The 18,035-nt window shown below is 72.5% G+C and carries 15 protein-coding genes; 1 reads left to right on the top strand and 14 read right to left on the bottom strand.

Going from position 1 to position 18,035, the window contains the following annotated elements; genetic code table 11:
- Positions 1 to 2: 2 nt before the first annotated feature.
- The 5 genes from HNQ79_RS25750 to HNQ79_RS25730 form a co-directional block, all read right to left on the bottom strand.
- Positions 3 to 410, bottom strand: a complete 408-nt coding sequence (locus HNQ79_RS25750) for a hypothetical protein (protein ID WP_185035079.1) — start codon at positions 408 to 410, stop codon at positions 3 to 5.
- 115 nt (positions 411 to 525) lie between these two features.
- Complete coding sequence (locus HNQ79_RS25745; protein ID WP_185035076.1) at positions 526 to 813, bottom strand: hypothetical protein; 288 nt, start codon at positions 811 to 813, stop codon at positions 526 to 528.
- 152 nt (positions 814 to 965) lie between these two features.
- Positions 966 to 1,757: a LytR/AlgR family response regulator transcription factor gene (locus tag HNQ79_RS25740; protein WP_185035074.1), complete on the bottom strand. Its 792-nt coding sequence runs from the start codon at positions 1,755 to 1,757 to the stop codon at positions 966 to 968.
- A gap of 198 nt (positions 1,758 to 1,955) precedes the next feature.
- Positions 1,956 to 3,974, bottom strand: coding sequence for a SpoIIE family protein phosphatase (locus tag HNQ79_RS25735; protein WP_229923684.1), 2,019 nt, complete (start codon positions 3,972 to 3,974; stop codon positions 1,956 to 1,958).
- A 193-nt stretch (positions 3,975 to 4,167) separates the two neighbouring features.
- Complete coding sequence (locus tag HNQ79_RS25730) at positions 4,168 to 4,347, bottom strand: hypothetical protein (RefSeq protein WP_185035072.1); 180 nt, start codon at positions 4,345 to 4,347, stop codon at positions 4,168 to 4,170.
- A 183-nt stretch (positions 4,348 to 4,530) separates the two neighbouring features.
- Here HNQ79_RS25730 and HNQ79_RS25725 point away from each other — a divergent pair, with 183 nt between their 5' ends.
- Positions 4,531 to 5,931, top strand: coding sequence for an amidase (locus HNQ79_RS25725; protein ID WP_185035070.1), 1,401 nt, complete (start codon positions 4,531 to 4,533; stop codon positions 5,929 to 5,931).
- Between the two features lie 102 nt (positions 5,932 to 6,033).
- On the opposite strand, the gene HNQ79_RS25720 is transcribed toward HNQ79_RS25725, so the two are convergent.
- The 9 genes from HNQ79_RS25720 to panD all read right to left on the bottom strand — a co-directional run bounded on the left by HNQ79_RS25720 (position 6,034) and on the right by panD (position 17,866).
- Positions 6,034 to 8,076 (bottom strand): S9 family peptidase, encoded by a 2,043-nt coding sequence (locus tag HNQ79_RS25720; RefSeq protein ID WP_185035068.1) that lies wholly within the window; start codon positions 8,074 to 8,076, stop codon positions 6,034 to 6,036.
- Positions 8,077 to 8,292: 216 nt separating this feature from the next.
- Positions 8,293 to 8,487, bottom strand: a complete 195-nt coding sequence (locus HNQ79_RS25715; RefSeq protein ID WP_185035066.1) for a hypothetical protein — start codon at positions 8,485 to 8,487, stop codon at positions 8,293 to 8,295.
- Between the two features lie 340 nt (positions 8,488 to 8,827).
- Positions 8,828 to 10,345, bottom strand: a complete 1,518-nt coding sequence (locus HNQ79_RS25710; protein WP_221508163.1) for an SDR family NAD(P)-dependent oxidoreductase — start codon at positions 10,343 to 10,345, stop codon at positions 8,828 to 8,830.
- Between the two features lie 129 nt (positions 10,346 to 10,474).
- The gene (gene glgC / locus HNQ79_RS25705; protein WP_185035064.1) at positions 10,475 to 11,692 is read right to left on the bottom strand and encodes a glucose-1-phosphate adenylyltransferase; all 1,218 of its coding nucleotides are present in this window, start codon (positions 11,690 to 11,692) and stop codon (positions 10,475 to 10,477) included.
- A 29-nt stretch (positions 11,693 to 11,721) separates the two neighbouring features.
- Positions 11,722 to 12,906, bottom strand: coding sequence for a glycogen synthase (glgA, locus tag HNQ79_RS25700; RefSeq protein WP_185035062.1), 1,185 nt, complete (start codon positions 12,904 to 12,906; stop codon positions 11,722 to 11,724).
- A gap of 10 nt (positions 12,907 to 12,916) precedes the next feature.
- Positions 12,917 to 13,651 carry a (2Fe-2S)-binding protein gene (locus HNQ79_RS25695; RefSeq protein ID WP_185035060.1) on the bottom strand — a complete coding sequence of 245 codons (735 nt, stop codon included), beginning with the start codon at positions 13,649 to 13,651 and terminating at the stop codon, positions 12,917 to 12,919.
- A gap of 373 nt (positions 13,652 to 14,024) precedes the next feature.
- On the bottom strand, positions 14,025 to 15,446 hold the full coding sequence (locus tag HNQ79_RS25690; RefSeq protein ID WP_185035058.1) for a transglycosylase family protein: 1,422 nt from the start codon (positions 15,444 to 15,446) through the stop codon (positions 14,025 to 14,027).
- An 85-nt stretch (positions 15,447 to 15,531) separates the two neighbouring features.
- Positions 15,532 to 16,713 (bottom strand): Cmx/CmrA family chloramphenicol efflux MFS transporter, encoded by a 1,182-nt coding sequence (locus tag HNQ79_RS25685; RefSeq protein ID WP_185035056.1) that lies wholly within the window; start codon positions 16,711 to 16,713, stop codon positions 15,532 to 15,534.
- 694 nt (positions 16,714 to 17,407) lie between these two features.
- Positions 17,408 to 17,866: an aspartate 1-decarboxylase gene (gene panD / locus HNQ79_RS25680; protein ID WP_185035054.1), complete on the bottom strand. Its 459-nt coding sequence runs from the start codon at positions 17,864 to 17,866 to the stop codon at positions 17,408 to 17,410.
- Between the last annotated feature and the right edge of the window lie 169 nt (positions 17,867 to 18,035).

Below are 18,035 nucleotides of genomic sequence, written 5' to 3'. Positions count from 1 at the left end.
CGTCAGCGGCCTTCGAGGAGACCGCGGAAGTCGCGCTCGTTGCGTTCGGCCCGGTGCACGTACCAGCGGGCGATCAGCCACATGACCGGGTAGGCGACGAGGCCCAGCGCAGCCCAGACGAACGGCCCGGAGGCGGGCAGCGCGGCGCCGGTGAGGACGCGCGGCAGCAGGAAGAGCAGGGGCAGGGTGCCGATCAGCGGGGCGAGCGCACCGAGCCCGAGGAGTGCGGTGCGCAGCTGGCTGCGCATCAGCGAGCGGACGTAGGTGGCGCCGAGGGTCGTCTGCTCGCTGATCTCGGAACGGGCGGGGGCGTGTCCGGGTGTCCGGGAGCCGCGCGCCCCCTGGCTTGCGCGGCTTCCCCGGGGCACGCCGGTCACGGTCTCGCGGCGGGGGCGCGGGGTGGTGGGCATGGGGGTGCGCTCCGGGGGTCGTTCGCTGGCGGTGGGGCGGTTCTCGTGCCGGCCCCGTACGGAGGCTGGAGTCTACGCAGCGGGGCCGGTCCGGGGTAGGTCCGGGCTCACGGGCTCAGGTGCGGCTCGCTTCGCCGAGGGCGATCTCCAGTTCCACGTACGACTCCTCGGCCCGCCGGAACGCGACTTCCAGGGCGGCGGCGGTACGGGGGGTCGCGCACAGTCGCGCGGATTCCTGCACCTCGTAGAGGATGTCGGCCCACCGGGCGGCGGCACTTCTGACGCGGGTGAGGAGCGCATCGAGCTCGTGCGGGGCGGAGGGGCGAATTCCGGGGAGTTCGCGCAGTTCGTGCAGTTCCACGAGCAGCGCTTCCACTTCGGTCAGCCGGCTCACCTTCTCCATGTCTCACCCTCCGGTTCAGGGTCAGGGTAGGGCTGTGCCGGGTGCGGCCGGGGATGGGGCGGTCGCCGGTCGCCCTGCGGCGGACGTGCGTCGGCGAACGGCGGTCCCGGCGCGCCGGACGGTCGGGCGCCCGCCGTCCCGGTCCACGTCCCCTACCGCCTGCCGGCCTGGCGCATCAGCAGGTCGCGCAGTTCACGGGCGTGGCGGCGGCTCACGACGAGTTCGGTGCCCGCGACCCGGACGGTGGTGGTGCCCGCGTCGAGGCGGAGTTCCTCGATGCGGTCGAGGGCGACGAGGTGACGCCGGTGGATGCGGACGAAGCCGCGGGAGGACCAGCGCTCCTCCAGGGTGGAGAGCGGGATGCGGACCAGGTGACCGGCGCCGGCGTTGGCGGGCGGCACCGTGTGGAGGCGGGCGTAGTCGCCGTGGGCCTCCGCGTAGGCGATGTCGGCGACGGGGACGAAGCGGGTGATGCCGCCGAGTTCGACGGGGATCTGGTCCTGGGCCGTCGCGCTGCTGCCGCGGTCCCTGCCGGGCGGGACCTCGCGGCTGCTCGCGGCGCCATCGGCCGCGCGGCGGACCGCTTCGGCCAGACGCTCGCGCCGGACGGGCTTGAGGACGTAGTCGACGGCCTTGAGGTCGAAGGCCTGGACGGCGAATCCCTCGTGGGCGGTGACGAAGACGATGAGCGGGGGCCGGGCGAAGCCGGCGAGGAGGCGGGCGACATCGAGGCCGGTGAGACCGGCCATGTGGATGTCCAGGAAGACGACGTCGATGGCGTCGTCGCCGTCGGGGCCCGCGTCGAGGGCCCGGTTGATCCGGAGCAGGGCCTCGGTGGCGTCGGTGGCTCCTTCGGCGCTGTGGACGCGGGGATCGGCGCGGAGGAAGTAGAGGAGTTCCTCCAGGGCGGGCTTTTCGTCGTCGACGGCGAGTACGCGGAGCATGGGCATACGGTACGACGGGCCCCGCCGGTGGGTGCCTGCCGCGGTGGCCCGGCGGGCGGCGACCGCCCGTCACGCAGCGGCCCTCCGCCGCCGTACGCAGCGGGGCGTCAGCAGGAGTTCCGTCTCGCCCCGTTCACCGCACCGCAGCTGCCTTCGTACCGCCGCGGCACGTTGCGGCGGCACTCCTCCACCGCACGGTCAGGAGCCCTGCGGCTCGTCGGGCGGGACCGCGAACTCGCACCACAGCACCTTGCCCGCACCCCTCGGGTCGACTCCCCACACGTCGGCCAGCCGGTCCACCAGGAGCAGCCCGCGCCCGGATACCGCCGCCTCGCCCGCCTCCCTGCGGCGCGGCAGCGCGCTGGAGGCGTCCGCCACCTCGACGCGCAGTCTGCGCTCGGGGGCGGTCAGCATCCGCAGTGACAGGATCGCGCCGCCGTCCGTGTGCATGAGCGCGTTCACCATGAGCTCGTCGGCGACGAGTTCGATCTCGTCGGCGCGGCCCTCGGACCCCCAGGCCCGCACGGCGGCCCGGATCATGTGCCGTGCGGAGGACAGCGCCTCGGGGTCGTTCGGCGCCACGTGCTGCTGGAGCCGGCCACCGGCGCGGGGCGCGTCGGCGGCCGTACGGCGGCGCAGGAGCAGCAGCGCCACGTCGTCCTCGCCGCCGCGTTCGTCGACGGCTCCGCACAGGCGGTCGGCGAGCCGCTGGAGGTCGTCCGGGCCCCGGTGCACCATGTCGGCGAGGGCGGACAGCCCTTCGTCGAGGTCACTGCCGGGCTGTTCCACCAGGCCGTCGGTATAGAGCAGCAAGGTCTGTCCCGGGTCCAACTCCCGTGTTGTCACCGGGTATTCGAGCTGGCCGAACTCGGCGGACAGGCCGAGCGGCAGTCCGCCCTCCACCTTCATCCGGCAGCAGGAGCCGTCCGTCAGCCGCAGCAGCGGGTCCATGTGCCCGGCCCGTACGAGCTGGACGACTCCCGTCGTGAGGTCGATCTCGGCGTACGTGCAGGTGGCGAACCGGTCGGTGTCGAGTTCGGACAGGAAGCGCGAGGCACGGGCCATCACGGTCGCGGGTGCGTGTCCCTCGGCGGCATAGGCGCGCAGCACGATCCGCAGCTGGCCCATCACCGCCGCCGCGTGCGTGTCGTGCCCCTGGACGTCGCCGATGACCGCGCCGACCCGGCCGCCCGGCAGCGGGATCACGTCGTACCAGTCGCCGCCGACGTCCTGCCCGTCGCGGGCCGAGCGGTAGCGGACGGCGATCTGCGCCCCGGGGACCGCGGGGACCCGGCTCGGCAGCATCGACTGCTGGAGGCCCTCGGCGAGGTCCTTCTCCTGCTCGTACAGCATGGCCCGTTTGAGGCTCTGCGCGATGCTGCTGCCGAGGGCGATGAGGAGGTTCCGCTCGTCCGAACCGAAGCTGGTGCGCCCGCTGTACAGCAGGCCGAACGCGCCGACGGGCCGGGCCTGGGCGATCAGCGGCAGATACGCCGCCGAGGTGACCCCGAACTTGCGGACGTGGTCCCACAGGCGCGGATAGAGGGCGGCGAAGTCCTCCGCGGACTCGATGAACCGGGGCCGCAACGTCCGCACCACCTCGCTCATCGGCCACCCGGGGTCGTCGATACGGGTGTGCCGGGAGCCCGGCATGAACTCGGGGCCTTCGGCCACCAGATGGATGCGTCCTGCTTCGACGAGCCCCATCACGAGGGACGACGACTCGAATCCGCCGAGTTCGTGGGTGTCCCTGAGCACGTCGATGACGTCGCGGACGCTGCGGGCGTGCGCGAGTGCCGCCGTGGTGGAGGCGACGACGCCGGTGCCGCCCCGCCCGCCCGTGTCGTGCGCGCTGCGGTCGGCGAAGTCGCCCATCTCCTGGGTGGCGTCCCGGACGACACCGATGATCCGGTACGGGCGCCCGGACGCGTCGCGCCGCACGGAACCCTGCGTGTGTGCCCAGCGCAGCGAGCCGTCCCGGCGGCGCACCCGGAAGTACGCGCCGTAGGAGGACTCGCCGCTCTTCAGCGCCTGCGCGACGATGCGGTCCATCCGTTCGCCCTCGCCCGGCGCCACCCGGGACGCCAGGGTGAGGGGGTCGCCGTCGAACTCCTCGGGTGCGAGGCCGAACACCTCGATGGCGGACGGGTCGAGGTGCAGGTGCGCCTGGTCGAGGTCCCAGTCGAAGATTCCCATCCGGTTGAGCGCGAGTCCCAGTTCGGGGCGTACGGGCCACTCCGCCGCGCCCGGCCCGTCCGGTACGTTCTCGCCGGCCCTGCGTGCGTGCGTGCCGTCCCGGTCGCGCGTGACCGGTTTGCCCCGGACGTCCTCGGTGGCACCGTCCGGGGCCGCCCCGGCGGCTTCGCTCCGCGCGTCCCCGGCCGCCGGGCGCCGTGCGCCGTCGGAAGGCTCAGCCACCGTCCGGTCCGGGCTGGGTGCCGGGATACGGGTGGAGCAGTACGCCCTGGCTGTCCGCCGCGTGTACGGGGGCCGGCCCGGTCCCCGAGTTGCCGCAGCCGCCGGCCGGCAGGCCGTGGGACAGCGCCGACACTGCCGCCACCACCGTGTGGCGGCGCATGGTTGCGTGCACGTGGCTCTCCCGTCCTCGTCCTGGATGCTCGCCGGTTCGCCGGTACGTACGTTCTGTCGGTATTGCTCCTCTATGTCTGCCGCACATTCGGGGCCGCCGCAAGTGGACGACGTCCCGCCGGACGCGTCGGCGCCGGGCGGCGGACCCTCGACGGCCGCGTTCCCGCCGGGCACAGTGGGCCGCATGACTGACGCCGTGACTCCCGCCGGAGCCCCTTTCGCCGCTGCCCTCACCTCCGCCGTCCGTGCCCCGGAAACGGCCGCCGCCGTCGCCGCCGCCGTCCGCGCCGGGACGCTCGCCCCGCGCGAGGCCGTGCTCGCCTCGCTCGCCCGCATCGAGGCGCTGGATTCCCGGGTCGGCGCCTTCCGGGTCGTACGCGCCGCGCGGGCCCTGGCCGAGGCCGACGCGCTCGCCGACCGCGCCGACCTGGGCCGGCTCCCGCTCGCCGGAGTGCCGTTGGCGGTCAAGGACAACCTTCCGGTACGCGGCGAATCGATGCGCGTCGGCACCGCTGCCACCTCCTGCGCGCCCGCCGACGCCGACCACGAGACCGTGGCCCGGCTGCGGGCCGCCGGGGCGCTCGTCGTCGGCCTGACCCACGTCCCGGAGTTGTGTGTCTTCGGCACGACCGACGGGGTGCACGGCATCGCCCGCAACCCGTGGGACCTCTCGCGCACGGCCGGCGGCTCCTCCGGGGGCAGCGCGGCGGCCGTCGCAGCCGGCATGGTGCCGGTGGCTCTCGGCAACGACGGCATGGGCTCGCTGCGCATACCCGCCGCGAACTGCGGGGTGATCGGCCTCAAGCCGGGTTACGGCCGGGTGCCCGCCGGGATCGGCGAAGGCGACTGGTACGGCATGGCGGAGAACGGCCCGCTCGCGACCACCTCCGAGGACGCCCGCCTGGTCTTCGGGGTGCTCGCGGGAGAGGAGGCCCCCGCGGGGAACCCGGACACGACCGGACTGCGCATCGCCGCCTCCGGCCGCTCGCCGCTCGCCGGCGTCCCGGTCACCCGTCCGTACGCCGACGCGGTACGTGCGGCGGCCCGCCTCCTGGTCGACGACGGCCACCGTGTGCGGCACGACGACCCGCCGTACCCGCTGTCCCTCTCCGCCACCGCGCTGGCCCGCTGGACCGCGGGCACCGCCAAGGACGCGGCGGACCTGGACCCGGAACTGCTCGCCGCACGCACCCGGCGGCACGCCGCCGTCGGCCGCCTCCTCGCCCGCACGCCCCTCCTGCGGGCCGACCACCGGGAACTGCTGCGCCGTCGCCTCACCCCGTTCTTCGAGCGGTACGACGTCCTGGTCATGCCCGCGCTGGCCCGGCGGGGCCCGGCCGCCGCGCCGTGGCACGAGCGCGGCTGGCTGCGCAACGTCGCGGTCAACACGGCGTACGCGCCGACCACCCCGCCGTGGAACCTCGCCGGCTGGCCCGCGCTCACGCTCCCGCTGGGCACCCTGCCCGGTTCGGCCGCGCCCTGCGCGGTGCAACTGGTCACCCGGCCGGGCGGCGAGTACCGCCTGCTCGCGCTCGCCGCCCGCATCGAAACCCGCAGGCCCTGGGCGCGCACGGCACGGCTGTAGCCCGGCGCCGGCCGGAACCGCCGGCGGGGCGCCGGGTCGCGGAGCTCCGCCGAGGCGGCCCCCGCATCCGTCCCCGTCGGCGTTCCACCGCCGCGGTGGCTCCTACACCAGCCCCGGCCGCACCCAGTCCTTGCCCAGCACCCGCTCGTCGAAGAAGTTCAGCACCGTCTCGTACCAGAGCTGCGCGTGCCTCGGCTTCAGCACCCAGTGGTTCTCGTCCGGGAAGTACAGGAACCTCACCGGCACCTCGCAGCGCTGCAGGTCCTGGAAGAGCGCCATCGCCTGCCCCACCGGCACCCGGTAGTCCTTCGCCCCGTGCACCACCAGCATCGGCGTGCGCACCCGTTGCACGGCCGGGGCCGGCGAGTTCTCCTCGTACCGCTGCGGCTGGGAGAGCGGATCGCCGAAGATCCGCCGGAAGAACCACGACGCGTCGGTGTCCCCCTGGAAGGAACGCAGGTCCCACAGCCCGGCATGGGAGACGATGCCCTTGAAGCGGTCGGTGCTGGTGGCGACGCGGTTGGCCATGTAGCCGCCGTACGAGCCGCCCGCCAGCCCCGTCCGTGTCCTGTCGATCTCGGGCCGCTCCGCGGTCGCGTCGGTGAGCCGCATCAGGTCCTCGTACGGCCGCCCGCCCCACTGCCCCCAGCCCCGCTCGTGCATCTGCTGTCCGTAGCCGGTGGACAGGGCCGGGTCCGGCATCAGTACCGCGTAGCCCCGGGCGACGAACGGCCAGGGGTTCCACCGCCAGGTCCAGGCGTTCCAGCTGCCCTGCGGGCCGCCGTGCACGAACACCAGGAGCGGCGCCGGCGCGTCCGCCGACGCGCCCTTGGGCACCGCGAGCCAGCCGCGCAGCGGGAAGCCGTCGTCGCCCTCGGTGTGCACTTCGGTCAGCGTCCCGGGGAACGCGTCGATCGCCCCCGGCGCCCTGAGCGCTTCGGGGCTCTGGTCCGCGCCCGCCGCCGCCAGCCGCACCGGAGCGGGCACCGCGTCGATGTCGGTGCGCAGCGCGTACAGGGTGGCCGCGTCCGGGGCGACCTGCACCGAGGCGTACGCACCGTGGGCGGTCAGCCGGGTGACGGTGCCGTCCGGGTCGCGCCGGAAGATCGGGGCCCGGCCGAGCTCGTCGGCGGTGAACCACACCGTAGCGTCGCCCTCGACCGGTGAAACGGCAACCGAGGAGGGCCAGTTGTCGAAGTCCGGCAGCAGGTCGGTCTCCTCGCCCGAGGCCACGTCGACGCGCACGAGGGTCATGTCGTACGGCGTCTCGTACGTCTCCTTGAGCTGCCGCAGGCAGACGAGGGAACGCCCGTCGGCGCTGAACACCGCCTCGTGGTAGTCGTGTTCGAGGTGGTCGAGGACGTGCAGTTCCTCGCCGGTGGCCGCGTCGGCGACCACCAGGGCCGTCCGGTTGCCGTTGGGCACGTCCCCGGGGACGAAGCGGACGAGAGCGACGCGGGAACCGTCGGGCGACAGGGCCGTCTCCGTATCGGCGATGGCTCCCAAGCTTCCGGCGTCGACCGTCGCCTCTTCGGCCGTCATCCCGTCGTCCGCGAGGCGCCGCACGAGGGCGTGCGGTTCGGCGGGTCCCAGGTCGTGGTCCCAGAACCGGGTGGGCCCGGCCTCGTAGAGCACGGCCGTGACCTTCGCTTCCGCGCGCTCCTTGCTGCGCTCGGCATGCGCCTGTGCGTCGGCCGCCCCCGGCAGCAGCTGTGCCGTGTAGGCGAGAGCCGCGCCGCGGGCCGCGAGCGCGTAGCCGGAGATCCCGCCGTAGTGGCGGACGACCTGCACGGCCTCCCCGCGCTCGGGCAACGCCCACAGCGTGGCGCCGTCCTTGTCCTCGGCCTTGTCCGCGCCGGGGTCGGTGTTCCCGCGGCCGGACAGGAAGAACAGCGTGCCGTCGGCGGCGAACGCGGGCGCGGACTCGCCCGTCACGGACCGGGTCAGCCGGTGCGGCTCGCGCTTGCCCGCCGGGTCGATCTCCCAGAGGCCGGAAACGTATGCCGTCCCCTCCCCGTTGAGGTCCTGCACGGCGGCGACGAGGCGACTGCCGTCGGGCGACAGGGCGAGGGAGCTCACCCGGGAGGTCGCCAGAAAGGTGGACAGGTCGTGGAATGCGGTGCGTCCGCTGGGGGTTGTGGGCATGTCGATCATCCTGCCCACGGGCTGCGGCCGGGCGCCAGCGGATTCGCTCTCGGCTCATCGCCCCCGCACGGGCCGCGTGCGCGGATGCTGTGCCCGCGCTCCACGGCGGCCCGGCCCGCCGTGACACGTACGGGCCGTACCCCCGGGACTCCGGGGGTACGGCCCGTACGGTCGGGTCCGGCCGGCGGGGTGGGCCCGCCCGGACCGGGGCGCGGATCAGTCGACGCCGGGCAGGATGTGCGACTCCGCCAGGTCGTCCTCGTATCCGGCGAGCCGGATCGGGGCGGACCTGGCCCACACCTCCAGGTTGCCGATCTCCTTGGGCGTGCCCGCCCGGCCTCCGGCACCGGCCTTGTACGTCGTCGAACGCTCCGACCGTCGCTGATCCTGTTCGGCCATCTTCGGTGTCACCGCGCACTCCTTTGGGTCGTAACCCGTCGGACGGTTCCGCGCCGCCCTCGACAGGGCCGCCGGACCGCCCGAGGGCGGGAAGAAAGTGGATCTTCGGTCGCGGTGGCGCCGGTGTTACGCGTTCGGAAGCGGCCGTGGTGGTGGGCCGCTTCCGGGTACGGGCCGAGGGTGTTGCTCTGTCCGTGACGAACAGAGTACCCATATGAGCGCCCGCGCGCTCGATGGATTCCGTCGACTTTCGGCCTCAGGTGCGCCGGGCCGCGCACGGCACACCTTGCCCAGGGGTCACGGGACACCCGTCGGGCCTCCCCCGGCGCGACGGAATCCGCAGGCGCGGGCGCTACCAGCCGGCGGGTGCGTAGTCCTTCAGGAAGACCCCGTAGAGGTCCTCGCCGGCCTCGCCCCGCACCACCGGGTCGTACACGCGTGCCGCGCCGTCGACCAGGTCGAGCGGGGCGTGGAAGCCTTCCTCGGCGAGGCGCAGCTTGTCGAAGTGCGGGCGCTCGTCGGTGATCCAGCCGGTGTCGACGGAGGTCATGAGGATGCCGTCGGTCTGGAACATCTCCTGGGCGCTGGTTCGGGTGACCATGTTCATGGCGGCCTTGGCAGCGTTGGTGTTGGGGTGTCCTGCGCCCTTGTAGCCGCGGCCGAACACACCCTCCATCGCGGAGACGTTGACGATGTGCGCGCGCCCGCTGCCCGCCTTCTTCGCGGCCTCGGCCATCGCCGGCCGGAGTTGGCTGATGAGGATGAAGGGCGAGGTGTAGTTGCACAGCTGGGTTTCGAGCAGCTCCACCGGGGAGATCTGCTCGATGGTCTGCACCCAGGTGTTGGTGTCGACGACGTCGGGCACCAGGCCGCCCGCGTCGATGGCGCTGCCGTCGCGGTGCCGCTCGACACTGGCGTTGCCCGCGACGAGGGCCAGATCGGCGACCTGCTGCGCGTCGAGGCCACTGACGCCCAGGGGCAGGGCGGTGAGGCCGTCGACGGCACCGGAGTTGAACGCGCCGATGACCTGGTGGGCGGGCAGCTCGCCGGGGGGCAGCGGGGCGTTCTCGCCGTCGACCAGGGCCGCGTACGCGGAGGGCAGGCGGCGCACGGTCTGGGTGGCGTTGTTGATCAGAATGTCCAGCGGGCCCGCCTCGGTGACGCGTCCCGCGAGTTCGACGGCCTGCGCGGGGTCACGCAGGTCGATGCCGACGACCTCCAGGCGGTGCATCCAGTCCGCCGAGTCCTCCATCGCCTTGAAACGGCGGATGGCGTCCTTGGGGAAGCGGGTGGTGATGGTGGTGTGCGCGCCGTCGCGCAGCAGCCTGAGCGCGATGTACATGCCGATCTTGGCGCGCCCGCCGGTGAGCAGTGCGCGCTTGCCGGTGAGGTCGGCGCGGGCGTCGCGCTTCGCCCGGTTCTGGGCGGCGCAGGGCTGGCAGAGCTGGTGGTAGAAGTAGTCGACCTCGACGTACCGGGTCTTGCAGATGTAGCAGGAGCGGGGCCGCTGAAGTATCCCGGCGATCCGGCCCTCCTCGGTGGCCGACTGGGGCAGCAGGCCCTCGGTCTCGTCGTCGATGCGCACGGCGGAGCCGGTGGCGGTGGCCTCGGTGACGGCCTTGTCGTTGGCGGTCTTGGCGGCCCGGCGCTCCTGGCGGCGGCGCTGCTTCACCGTGCGGTAGATGCCCGCGGTGGCACGGCGCACGGCGATGGCGTCCGGGTGGTCGACGTCGAGCGTGTCGAGTTCGGCGAGCACCTCCAGGCACAGGGCCATGCGCTCCGGGTCGATTCCGGGGCCGTACTCCACAGGGGTGTCCTGGCCGGTCGGCTCGTCGCCGCCGTGCACGGGGCTGTCCTCTGTCACCGTCATCGCCGCTGCCGTCTCTCGTTCACGTGTCGCCCGCCCAGGCCTGCCTGCGCCTGATTGAGTCCTCAAAAGCGAAAGCGTACGGAGACAGGGGCGGCTGCGACAAACCACGAGGTGTGCGGGCACACAGCGTTACGAGACCTGCTGGCCCTTGCCGAGGGCGATCACCCCGTTCCCGGAGACCGTGTACAGCTCGGCGTCGCGCTCCGGATTGACGCCGATGGTGGCTCCGGGCGGTACGTCCACGTTCTTGTCGAGGATCGCACCCCGTACGACCGCGCCCCGGCCGATCCGCACGTTGTCGTGCAGTACGGAGCCCTGCACGACCGCGCCCGGCTCCACGATCACGCCTGGCGAGAGCACCGACCCGGTGACCTGCCCGCTGATCACACAGCCCGGTCCGACGATGGACTCGCTCGCGATGCCGGCCGCGCAGAACCGGGCGGGCGGCAGCTGCCCGAAGTGGGTGTAGATCGGCCACCGCCTGTTGTAGAGGTTGAACTCGGGCTGCTCGGCGACCAGGTCCATGTGGGCGTCGTAGTAGGTGTCGAGGGTGCCGACATCGCGCCAGTAGCCATGGTCGCGGGCGGTCTCGCCGGGGACGTGGTTGTCGTCGAAGTCGTACACCTGGGCGGCGCCGCGCTCGGTGAGCTGGGGCAGGATGCTGCCGCCCATGTCATGGGCCGACTCCTCGTCCTCGGCGTCCCTGATCAGCGCGTCGACGAGGACCTTCGTGGTGAAGATGTAGTTGCCCATGGAGGCGTACACGCGGCGCGGGTCGCCGGGCAGTCCTGGCGGATCGGTCGGCTTCTCCAGGAACTGTTCGACCCTGCGACCGTCCGAACCCGGCGTGATGATCCCGAAGGACGGGGCTTCCTTGCGCGGCACCCGTATCCCGGCGACGGTGACGCCCGCACCGCTGTCGATGTGCTGCTGGAGCATCTGCCGCGGGTCCATCCGGTAGACGTGGTCGGCACCGAACACGGCGATGAAGTCCGGCTGCTCGTCGTGCACGAGGTTGAGCGACTGCAGGATGGCGTCCGCACTGCCCAGGTACCAGCGCGGGCCGAGCCGCTGCTGGGCGGGCACCGGGGTGACGTAGTTGCCGAGCAGGCTCGACATCCGCCAGGTGGTGGTGACGTGCCGGTCCAGGGAGTGCGACTTGTACTGCGTGAGGACGCAGTTGCGCAGGATGTCGCCGTTGACGAGGTTGGACAGGACAAAGTCCACGAGGCGGTAGGTGCCGCCGAAGGTCACCGCCGGTTTCGCCCGGTCGGCGGTGAGCGGCATCAGCCGTTTGCCCTCCCCGCCCGCCAGTACGATCCCGAGCACCGAAGGTCCACCGCGCATCGCCGCTCCCAAGGGTCAACCAGCAAGGGTCACTTGACCAACTCCGCGTACACGTCGGCGGTCCGCCGTGCCACGGCGTCCCACCCGAACTCACGCACCGCGCGCTCCCGCCCGGCCGCACCCATCCTCCGTGCCGCCTCCGGCTCGTCGAGCACCCGGTTCAGCGCCTCTGTGAGCCCGTCCTCGAACTCCTCCGGATGCCGCTGGGCGCGCCCGGCGTCGTACGGCACGAGCAGCCCGGTCCGGCCGTCGTCCACGACCTCCGGGATGCCGCCGACCGAGGAGGCGACGACGGTGGTGCCGCACGCCATGGCCTCCAGGTTGACGATGCCGAGCGGCTCGTACACCGATGGGCAGGCGAACACCGCTGCATGGGTGAGGAGTTGCACGATCTCGGGCCGCGGGAGCATCTCGGGGATCCAGAACACACCGTCCCTGACCCGCTCCAGTTCACCGACCAGCTCACGGAATTCGCGCTCGATCTCCGGGGTGTCCGGCGCTCCGGCGCACAGTACGAGCTGTGCGGCGGGGTCGAGGGCGCGGGCGGCGCGCAGCAGGTGCGGGACGCCCTTCTGGCGGGTGATACGGCCGACGAAGAGGACGTAGGGGCGTTCGAGGTCGATCCCGATGCGCTCCAGTACCGCGGTGCCGTGCGCGGGACGGTAGAGGTCGGTGTCGATGCCGTTGTGCACGACGCGGACCTTCGCCGGGTCGAGTGCCGGGTAGCAGTCGAGGATGTCGGTGCGCATGCCGCGGGACACCGCGATCACGGCGTCGGCCGACTCGACGGCACTGCGCTCGGCCCAGGACGACAGGGCGTAACCGCCGCCGAGCTGCTCGGCCTTCCACGGCCGCAGCGGCTCCAGCGAGTGACAGGTCATCACATGCGGAATTCCGTAAAGGAGTTTGGCGAGGTGACCGGCGAGGTTGGCGTACCAGGTGTGCGAGTGGACGATCTCGCGCCCTTCGAGGGCGGCGGTCATGGCCAGGTCGACGGAGAAGGTGCGCAGGGCGTCGTTGGCGCCGTCGAGTCCGGTGCACACCGGGTGCCGGACCACCCCGCGCTCCACGCCCGCGCTGTCCCCGCCGTCGCCCCAGCAGTGCACCTCGACGTCGGCCAGGTGCCGTAACTCGCGCGCCAGGAATTCCACATGGACACCGGCGCCTCCGTAGACGTCCGGCGGATACTCGCGTGTAAGCAGCCCCACCTTCACTCCACGATGGTCACTCAGATACGAGCTTTGGGGAAGACCGCGTCGTGCTCGGCTTCGGCGGGCGGTCGAAGACGCAGTCGCCGCACAGTCCGCCGTCGGGGCACCGGTAGTAGAGGCAGCAGCTGTGGCGGCGGAAGGCTCCGGCCCTGAGCGCGCCCGTGGAGCGGAGGTCGGGGTGCGCGAACAGCTCGTGGGCGATCACGGCGGCCCGCTTGCCGACCTCGGGCCGCTCCGCGTCCCGGGCCCACGAACGGAGTTGCGAGACCGCCGCGGCGAGCGCCGAGCCGGCGTTGCCCCACAGGAGCTGCGGCGAGATGTTCCCGTCCCGGCGGAACGCGGCCGCCAAGGGCACGAGGTGGCCGTTCTGGATCGTCTCGCGCAGCGTCTCGGCGGTCGCGGGCAGAGCGGGCCGTTCGGACACGAGCCACAGGTCGTCGGGGCTGCTGCCGTCCGGGTCCCAGTGCAGCGCGTCGGCGGCGAGGTCGGGCACCTCGTCGTACAGGGCTGCGGACCCGAGCGCCACCGACCAGAGCCGGGCCGCGATCCCGAGGTGGGCGATGGAGGCGGCGACCCTCCGCTCGGGGGCTCGCAGCCTGGCGGACACCTTGTCGATGCGGAACGCGAGGGGGGCGGGGTCACCCGCGTACACCTGCGAGAGGGGCACCTGGCCGTCGGCCGGCGTGGGCGGTTCCCCTGCCCGCAGCGCGAAGAAGCCGTTCACCGCGGCCAGTCCCGTCAAGTCCACGTTTGTCACCTTTCGCCGCGGGGGACGGTTGTCCGCACCGCGTTTCCGGTCACCGTATGCATGACGGGCGACCGCCGAAAGCAATTACCGACAGCCGCAGCCCGCGTCACCCCGGCGGTCGGGACGATCCGCCTCGGCTGTACGCCCGTGCCGCGCCGGCGCCACCGCCCGTCGCCGCCTCGCCGCCTCGTGGCCGACGACGTGCTGGTCCCCGAGCAGCCCGACGCCGCGCCTGTTCCTGGCGGCCGCACCCGGCCCATGACGACGCGGACGGCGGCACACCGGGACGAGGCCTGTAGGGCTCCTGGCCGGTGTGCCGCCGGAACGACGGAACTGCGTGCGCCAACGGGTGAGTTCCCTTTCGACCGGCCGGTCAGAGGGCTACTCCACCGGCCCTCAGGTAGGCGACCGGGTCGATGTCCGAGCCGAAGCCGGGCCCTGTGCGCACTTCGAAGTGCAGGTGGGGGCCGGTGCTGTTGCCGGTGGAACCGGACCGTCCGATGCGCTGGCCCGAGTCGACCTTCTGTCCCTCGCGCACGGTGAGGGCGGACAGGTGCGCGTACTGGCTGTACCTGCCGTCCGTGTGGCGGATCACCACCTGGTAGCCGTAACTTCCCGCGTAACCGGCGGACACCACGTTCCCCGGCGCGACGGCCTTCACGGAGGTGCCCGTGGGAACGGGGAAGTCGACACCCGTGTGGTAGCCCTTCGACCAGGAGGAACCGGCGGCGCGGTAGGGCGTGCTGGGCCCGGCTTCCACCGGGGAGCTGAGCGAGGTCTTGCGTGCGGACCGGGAGGAGACGGACTCCGTACGGGACTTCTTCTTCTCCGCCTCGCGCTTGTCCGACTCGCGCCTGTCGGCCTCGCGCTTCCGCTCCGCCTCAGCCTTCTTCCGCTGCTCTGCCTTCCTCGCGCGCTCGGCGGCCTCGGCCCGCTCCACGGCCGCGCTCGCCTTCGCCGCCGCGTCGCTCGCACGGCTGTCCTGGCCGGCCCGGTCGGATCCGCCGCCCTGCTTGTCACGGCCGGCCTGGTCGGGCTTGGCCGGGGCACCGATGCGCACCAGCAGACGCTGACCCGGCTGGATGACGTCCGGGTCCCTGCCGATGACCTGCCGGTTGCTCTCGTACAGCCGCTGCCAGCCGCCGCTGACCCGCTCCGTGTGCGCGATCCCCGAGAGCGTGTCGCCGCGGGCGACGGTGTACGTGTCCTTCTTGCCGACGGGGCCGGGCGAAGGGCGCTGCGGTTGCGGCTCGGCACGGGGCGGTGGCGTCTGCTGGGCGGGCGGCGCGGGCGTCTTCCTGACGGGAGGAGCGGGGGCCTTCCTGGCCGGAGGCGGGGCGGACTTCCGCCCCTCCTGCTGCGTGGTTTTGCCCTTGCCCGAGCCCTGGGTGGTCACGGTGATGTCGGGTGCGGCTCCGCCCCGCACCAGACCGGCCTTGACCGAGCAGACGGGCCAGGCCGTGGGCCCCTGCCCCTTCAGCACTCTCTCGGCAACGGCTATTTGCTCATCCTTGGATGCCAGGTCGGCGCGCGGCGCGTAGTCCCGGCCGCCGTACGCCTGCCAGGTGGCCTGACGGAACTGGAGCCCGCCGTAGTAGCCGTTGCCCGTGTTGATCTTCCAGTTGTTGGTCGACTCGCACGCGGCGACCTTCTCCCAGACATCCACGGGCGCCGCACCGGCCGCGCCCGGGGCGACAAGTGGCAGGGCGATGCCGACGCCACCCGCCGCAGCCGTCAACGAGGCGTTGTTGATACGACTTGGCTGGTACCGCCGGTGACGACCGGTTGAGGCCATGTCTCGCGTCCTCCACTCGCACTGTCCGACACGTAGCAATCGGCAAAAGTACGGGCACGGCGCAGGTCGTGACAAGGGTGCCAACTCACTTCACTTCCACGAGAGTTGCAACGGGCCCCCGCTGCCTCTGCCACACCCGGCGCCCCGCACCCGCGCTGACGAGGGCAATCAGCACCAGCAGGGCACTCACTGCCGACGGCGAACGGAGGCCCCACCCCACCCCGATCGTCGCACCTCCGGCCCATGGCCCCATGGCCGCGCCCACGTTGAAGGCGGCGGTCGCGCAGGCCCCGGCCAGGGTCGGTGCGCCCTCGCCCGCGTACAGCGCCTGCGAGATCAGCGCGGACCCCACCCCAAAGGACAACGCCCCTTGCACGAACACGAGCACGAACAACACGGCCGGATTCCCCGCCACCACGGCGAACAGCGCCCATCCCCCGCACAGCACCACTCCCCCACCCACCAGCACGGAACCCGGCCGTACGTCGACGATCCGGCCACCCACCGCCACGCCCACGAACGACCCGAGGCCGAAGAGCGCCAGTACGGCGGGCACCCATGCCTCCGCCACTCCGCCGATCCGGGTGGCCAGCGGCGCGAGGTAGGTGAAGGTGCAGAAGGTCGCCCCGTTGACGAGGGCGCCGAGGAAGAGCGTCAGCAGCAGTCGCCCACTGCGCAGCGCCCGTAGTTCCCGCCGTACGCCGACCCGTCCGTACCGGGGACGGCCCCCCGGTACGGAGTACGGGACCGCCGCCAGGGCGGGCACCGCCAGCAGGGCGACCGCCCAGAACGCGGCACGCCAGTCCCGGAGTTGACCGATCCAGGCACCCGCGGGCACGCCCACGACGCAGGCGAGGGTGACTCCGCCGAGGAGCACCGAGGTGGCCCTCCCCTTGGCATCGGGCGGAACCATCCCCACAGCTGTCACAAGGGCGACCGCGAGAAAACCCGCATTGGCCAGCGCCCCGACGACCCTGCTCACCAGAAGCACCGCGAAACTGTCGGTGACCGCGCCGACGACATGGACGAGCAGAAAGACCGCGAGGAAGACCAACAGCGCGAACCGCCGCGGCCAGCGCACGCTGAGCAGGGCCGTCAGCGGCGCTCCAAGCACCATTCCCACGGCGAACGCAGAGGTCAGCGCCCCGGCGGCGGGCAGAGAGACGTCCAGGTCCCGGGCGATGTCGGGGCCGAGACCGGCCAGCATGAATTCGGAAGTGCCCTGGGCGAAGACGGCGAGCCCGAGCAGGTAGAGAGCGAACGGCACAGCAGGATTCCACAACGACGTCGTGTTCCGACTCTTACTGACGACGCCGACGGTCCAGTGGCATGGCAACGGACGCATACGCACAGCCGTACACGTTCACGTGGGAAGGCCACCGGACGGCCGGTGGCTAGAGTCTTGACGCCTCGGGGCTGGACACGTTCGCACATTAGCGGGGCGCCACGGACTGGGTCCAACCATTTGGGGGTTGCCCGCACTCGCATTGCGTGCGCTGTGCCCGGGGAGCCGCTACTCGATCGCGGGGCATCTTGCGCCCATGCGCGGGAGGCCACTTCGGAGCCGCGCCTCTGAACGCAACGGGGCGGGGTACCCAGGCTGTCACACGCCTCGGTACCCCGCCCCGGAACGGCCTCCGGGCGGCCCTACGGCCTTCCATGGGCCCTTGTGTCAGCTTGCTGGACCCGGCGCCGGCTCGGGGGCCGGGTCGGGGCCGGGGCCGGGCGGTACGGGGCCGGGCAGCGGCCCCGGCGGAATGGGATCCGGTGCCGGGCCGGGCGGTACGGGCGACGGCCCCGGCAGCGGGCCGGGAAGCGGTCCCGGGTCCGGGCCCGTGGGTCCGGGCGACGGAGTCGGCGCGGGCGGTACGGGATCGGGGTGGGGCTGGGTCATGCTTGATCGACCTCCAGGTTGCGGAGTCTGGTCGAGTGTCGGGAACCGCCTTCTGTCGGGCGGTTGCTCACCACTCTCTCCCCATGCGGCTGCCCCCGCCCGCCGAGTCCACACTCGCGGCACCGGCGGGCCGCCGGGCGGTACCGCCCGGCACGGGTTCGGCGGTGTCAGTGCCTGTGCCGACGATCCGGTTGCCCTCCCCCACATGGACGACGGTCGGCGTGAGCTTCCGTGCCTCCGCGTCGTCGACCTGGGCGTAACTGATGAGGATCACAAGGTCGCCGGGGTGAACGAGATGGGCGGCAGCGCCGTTGATCCCGATGACTCCGGTGCCGCGTTCACCTTCGATGACGTACGTCTCCAGCCGGGCCCCATTGGTGATGTCCACGATGTGCACGAGCTCGCCGGCCAACAGATCGGCGGCTTCCATGAGATCGGCGTCGACTGTGACGGAGCCGACGTAGTGGAGGTCTGCATGGGTCACCGTGGCCCGGTGGATCTTCGACTTGAACATGGTGCGCAGCACAGCGTTCACACTCCTGCGAGAAAATGGTCGCGCCCCGTGACGGGTGCGCGCCGACGCAGCCAGCGTAATGGACGCCGTGAACGCAGAAAAGCCCCGTACCGGTATCCCCGGCACGGGGCTCTTCGCAATGATTGTTCGGCGGCGTCCTACTCTCCCACAGGGTCCCCCC

The sequence above is a fragment of the Streptomyces candidus genome, assembly GCF_014207445.1.
In the GTDB taxonomy this organism is placed as follows: domain Bacteria; phylum Actinomycetota; class Actinomycetes; order Streptomycetales; family Streptomycetaceae; genus Streptomyces; species Streptomyces candidus.
The sequence above is the reverse complement of the archived record's forward strand: the minus strand, read 5'-3'. Positions and strand labels throughout refer to the sequence as shown.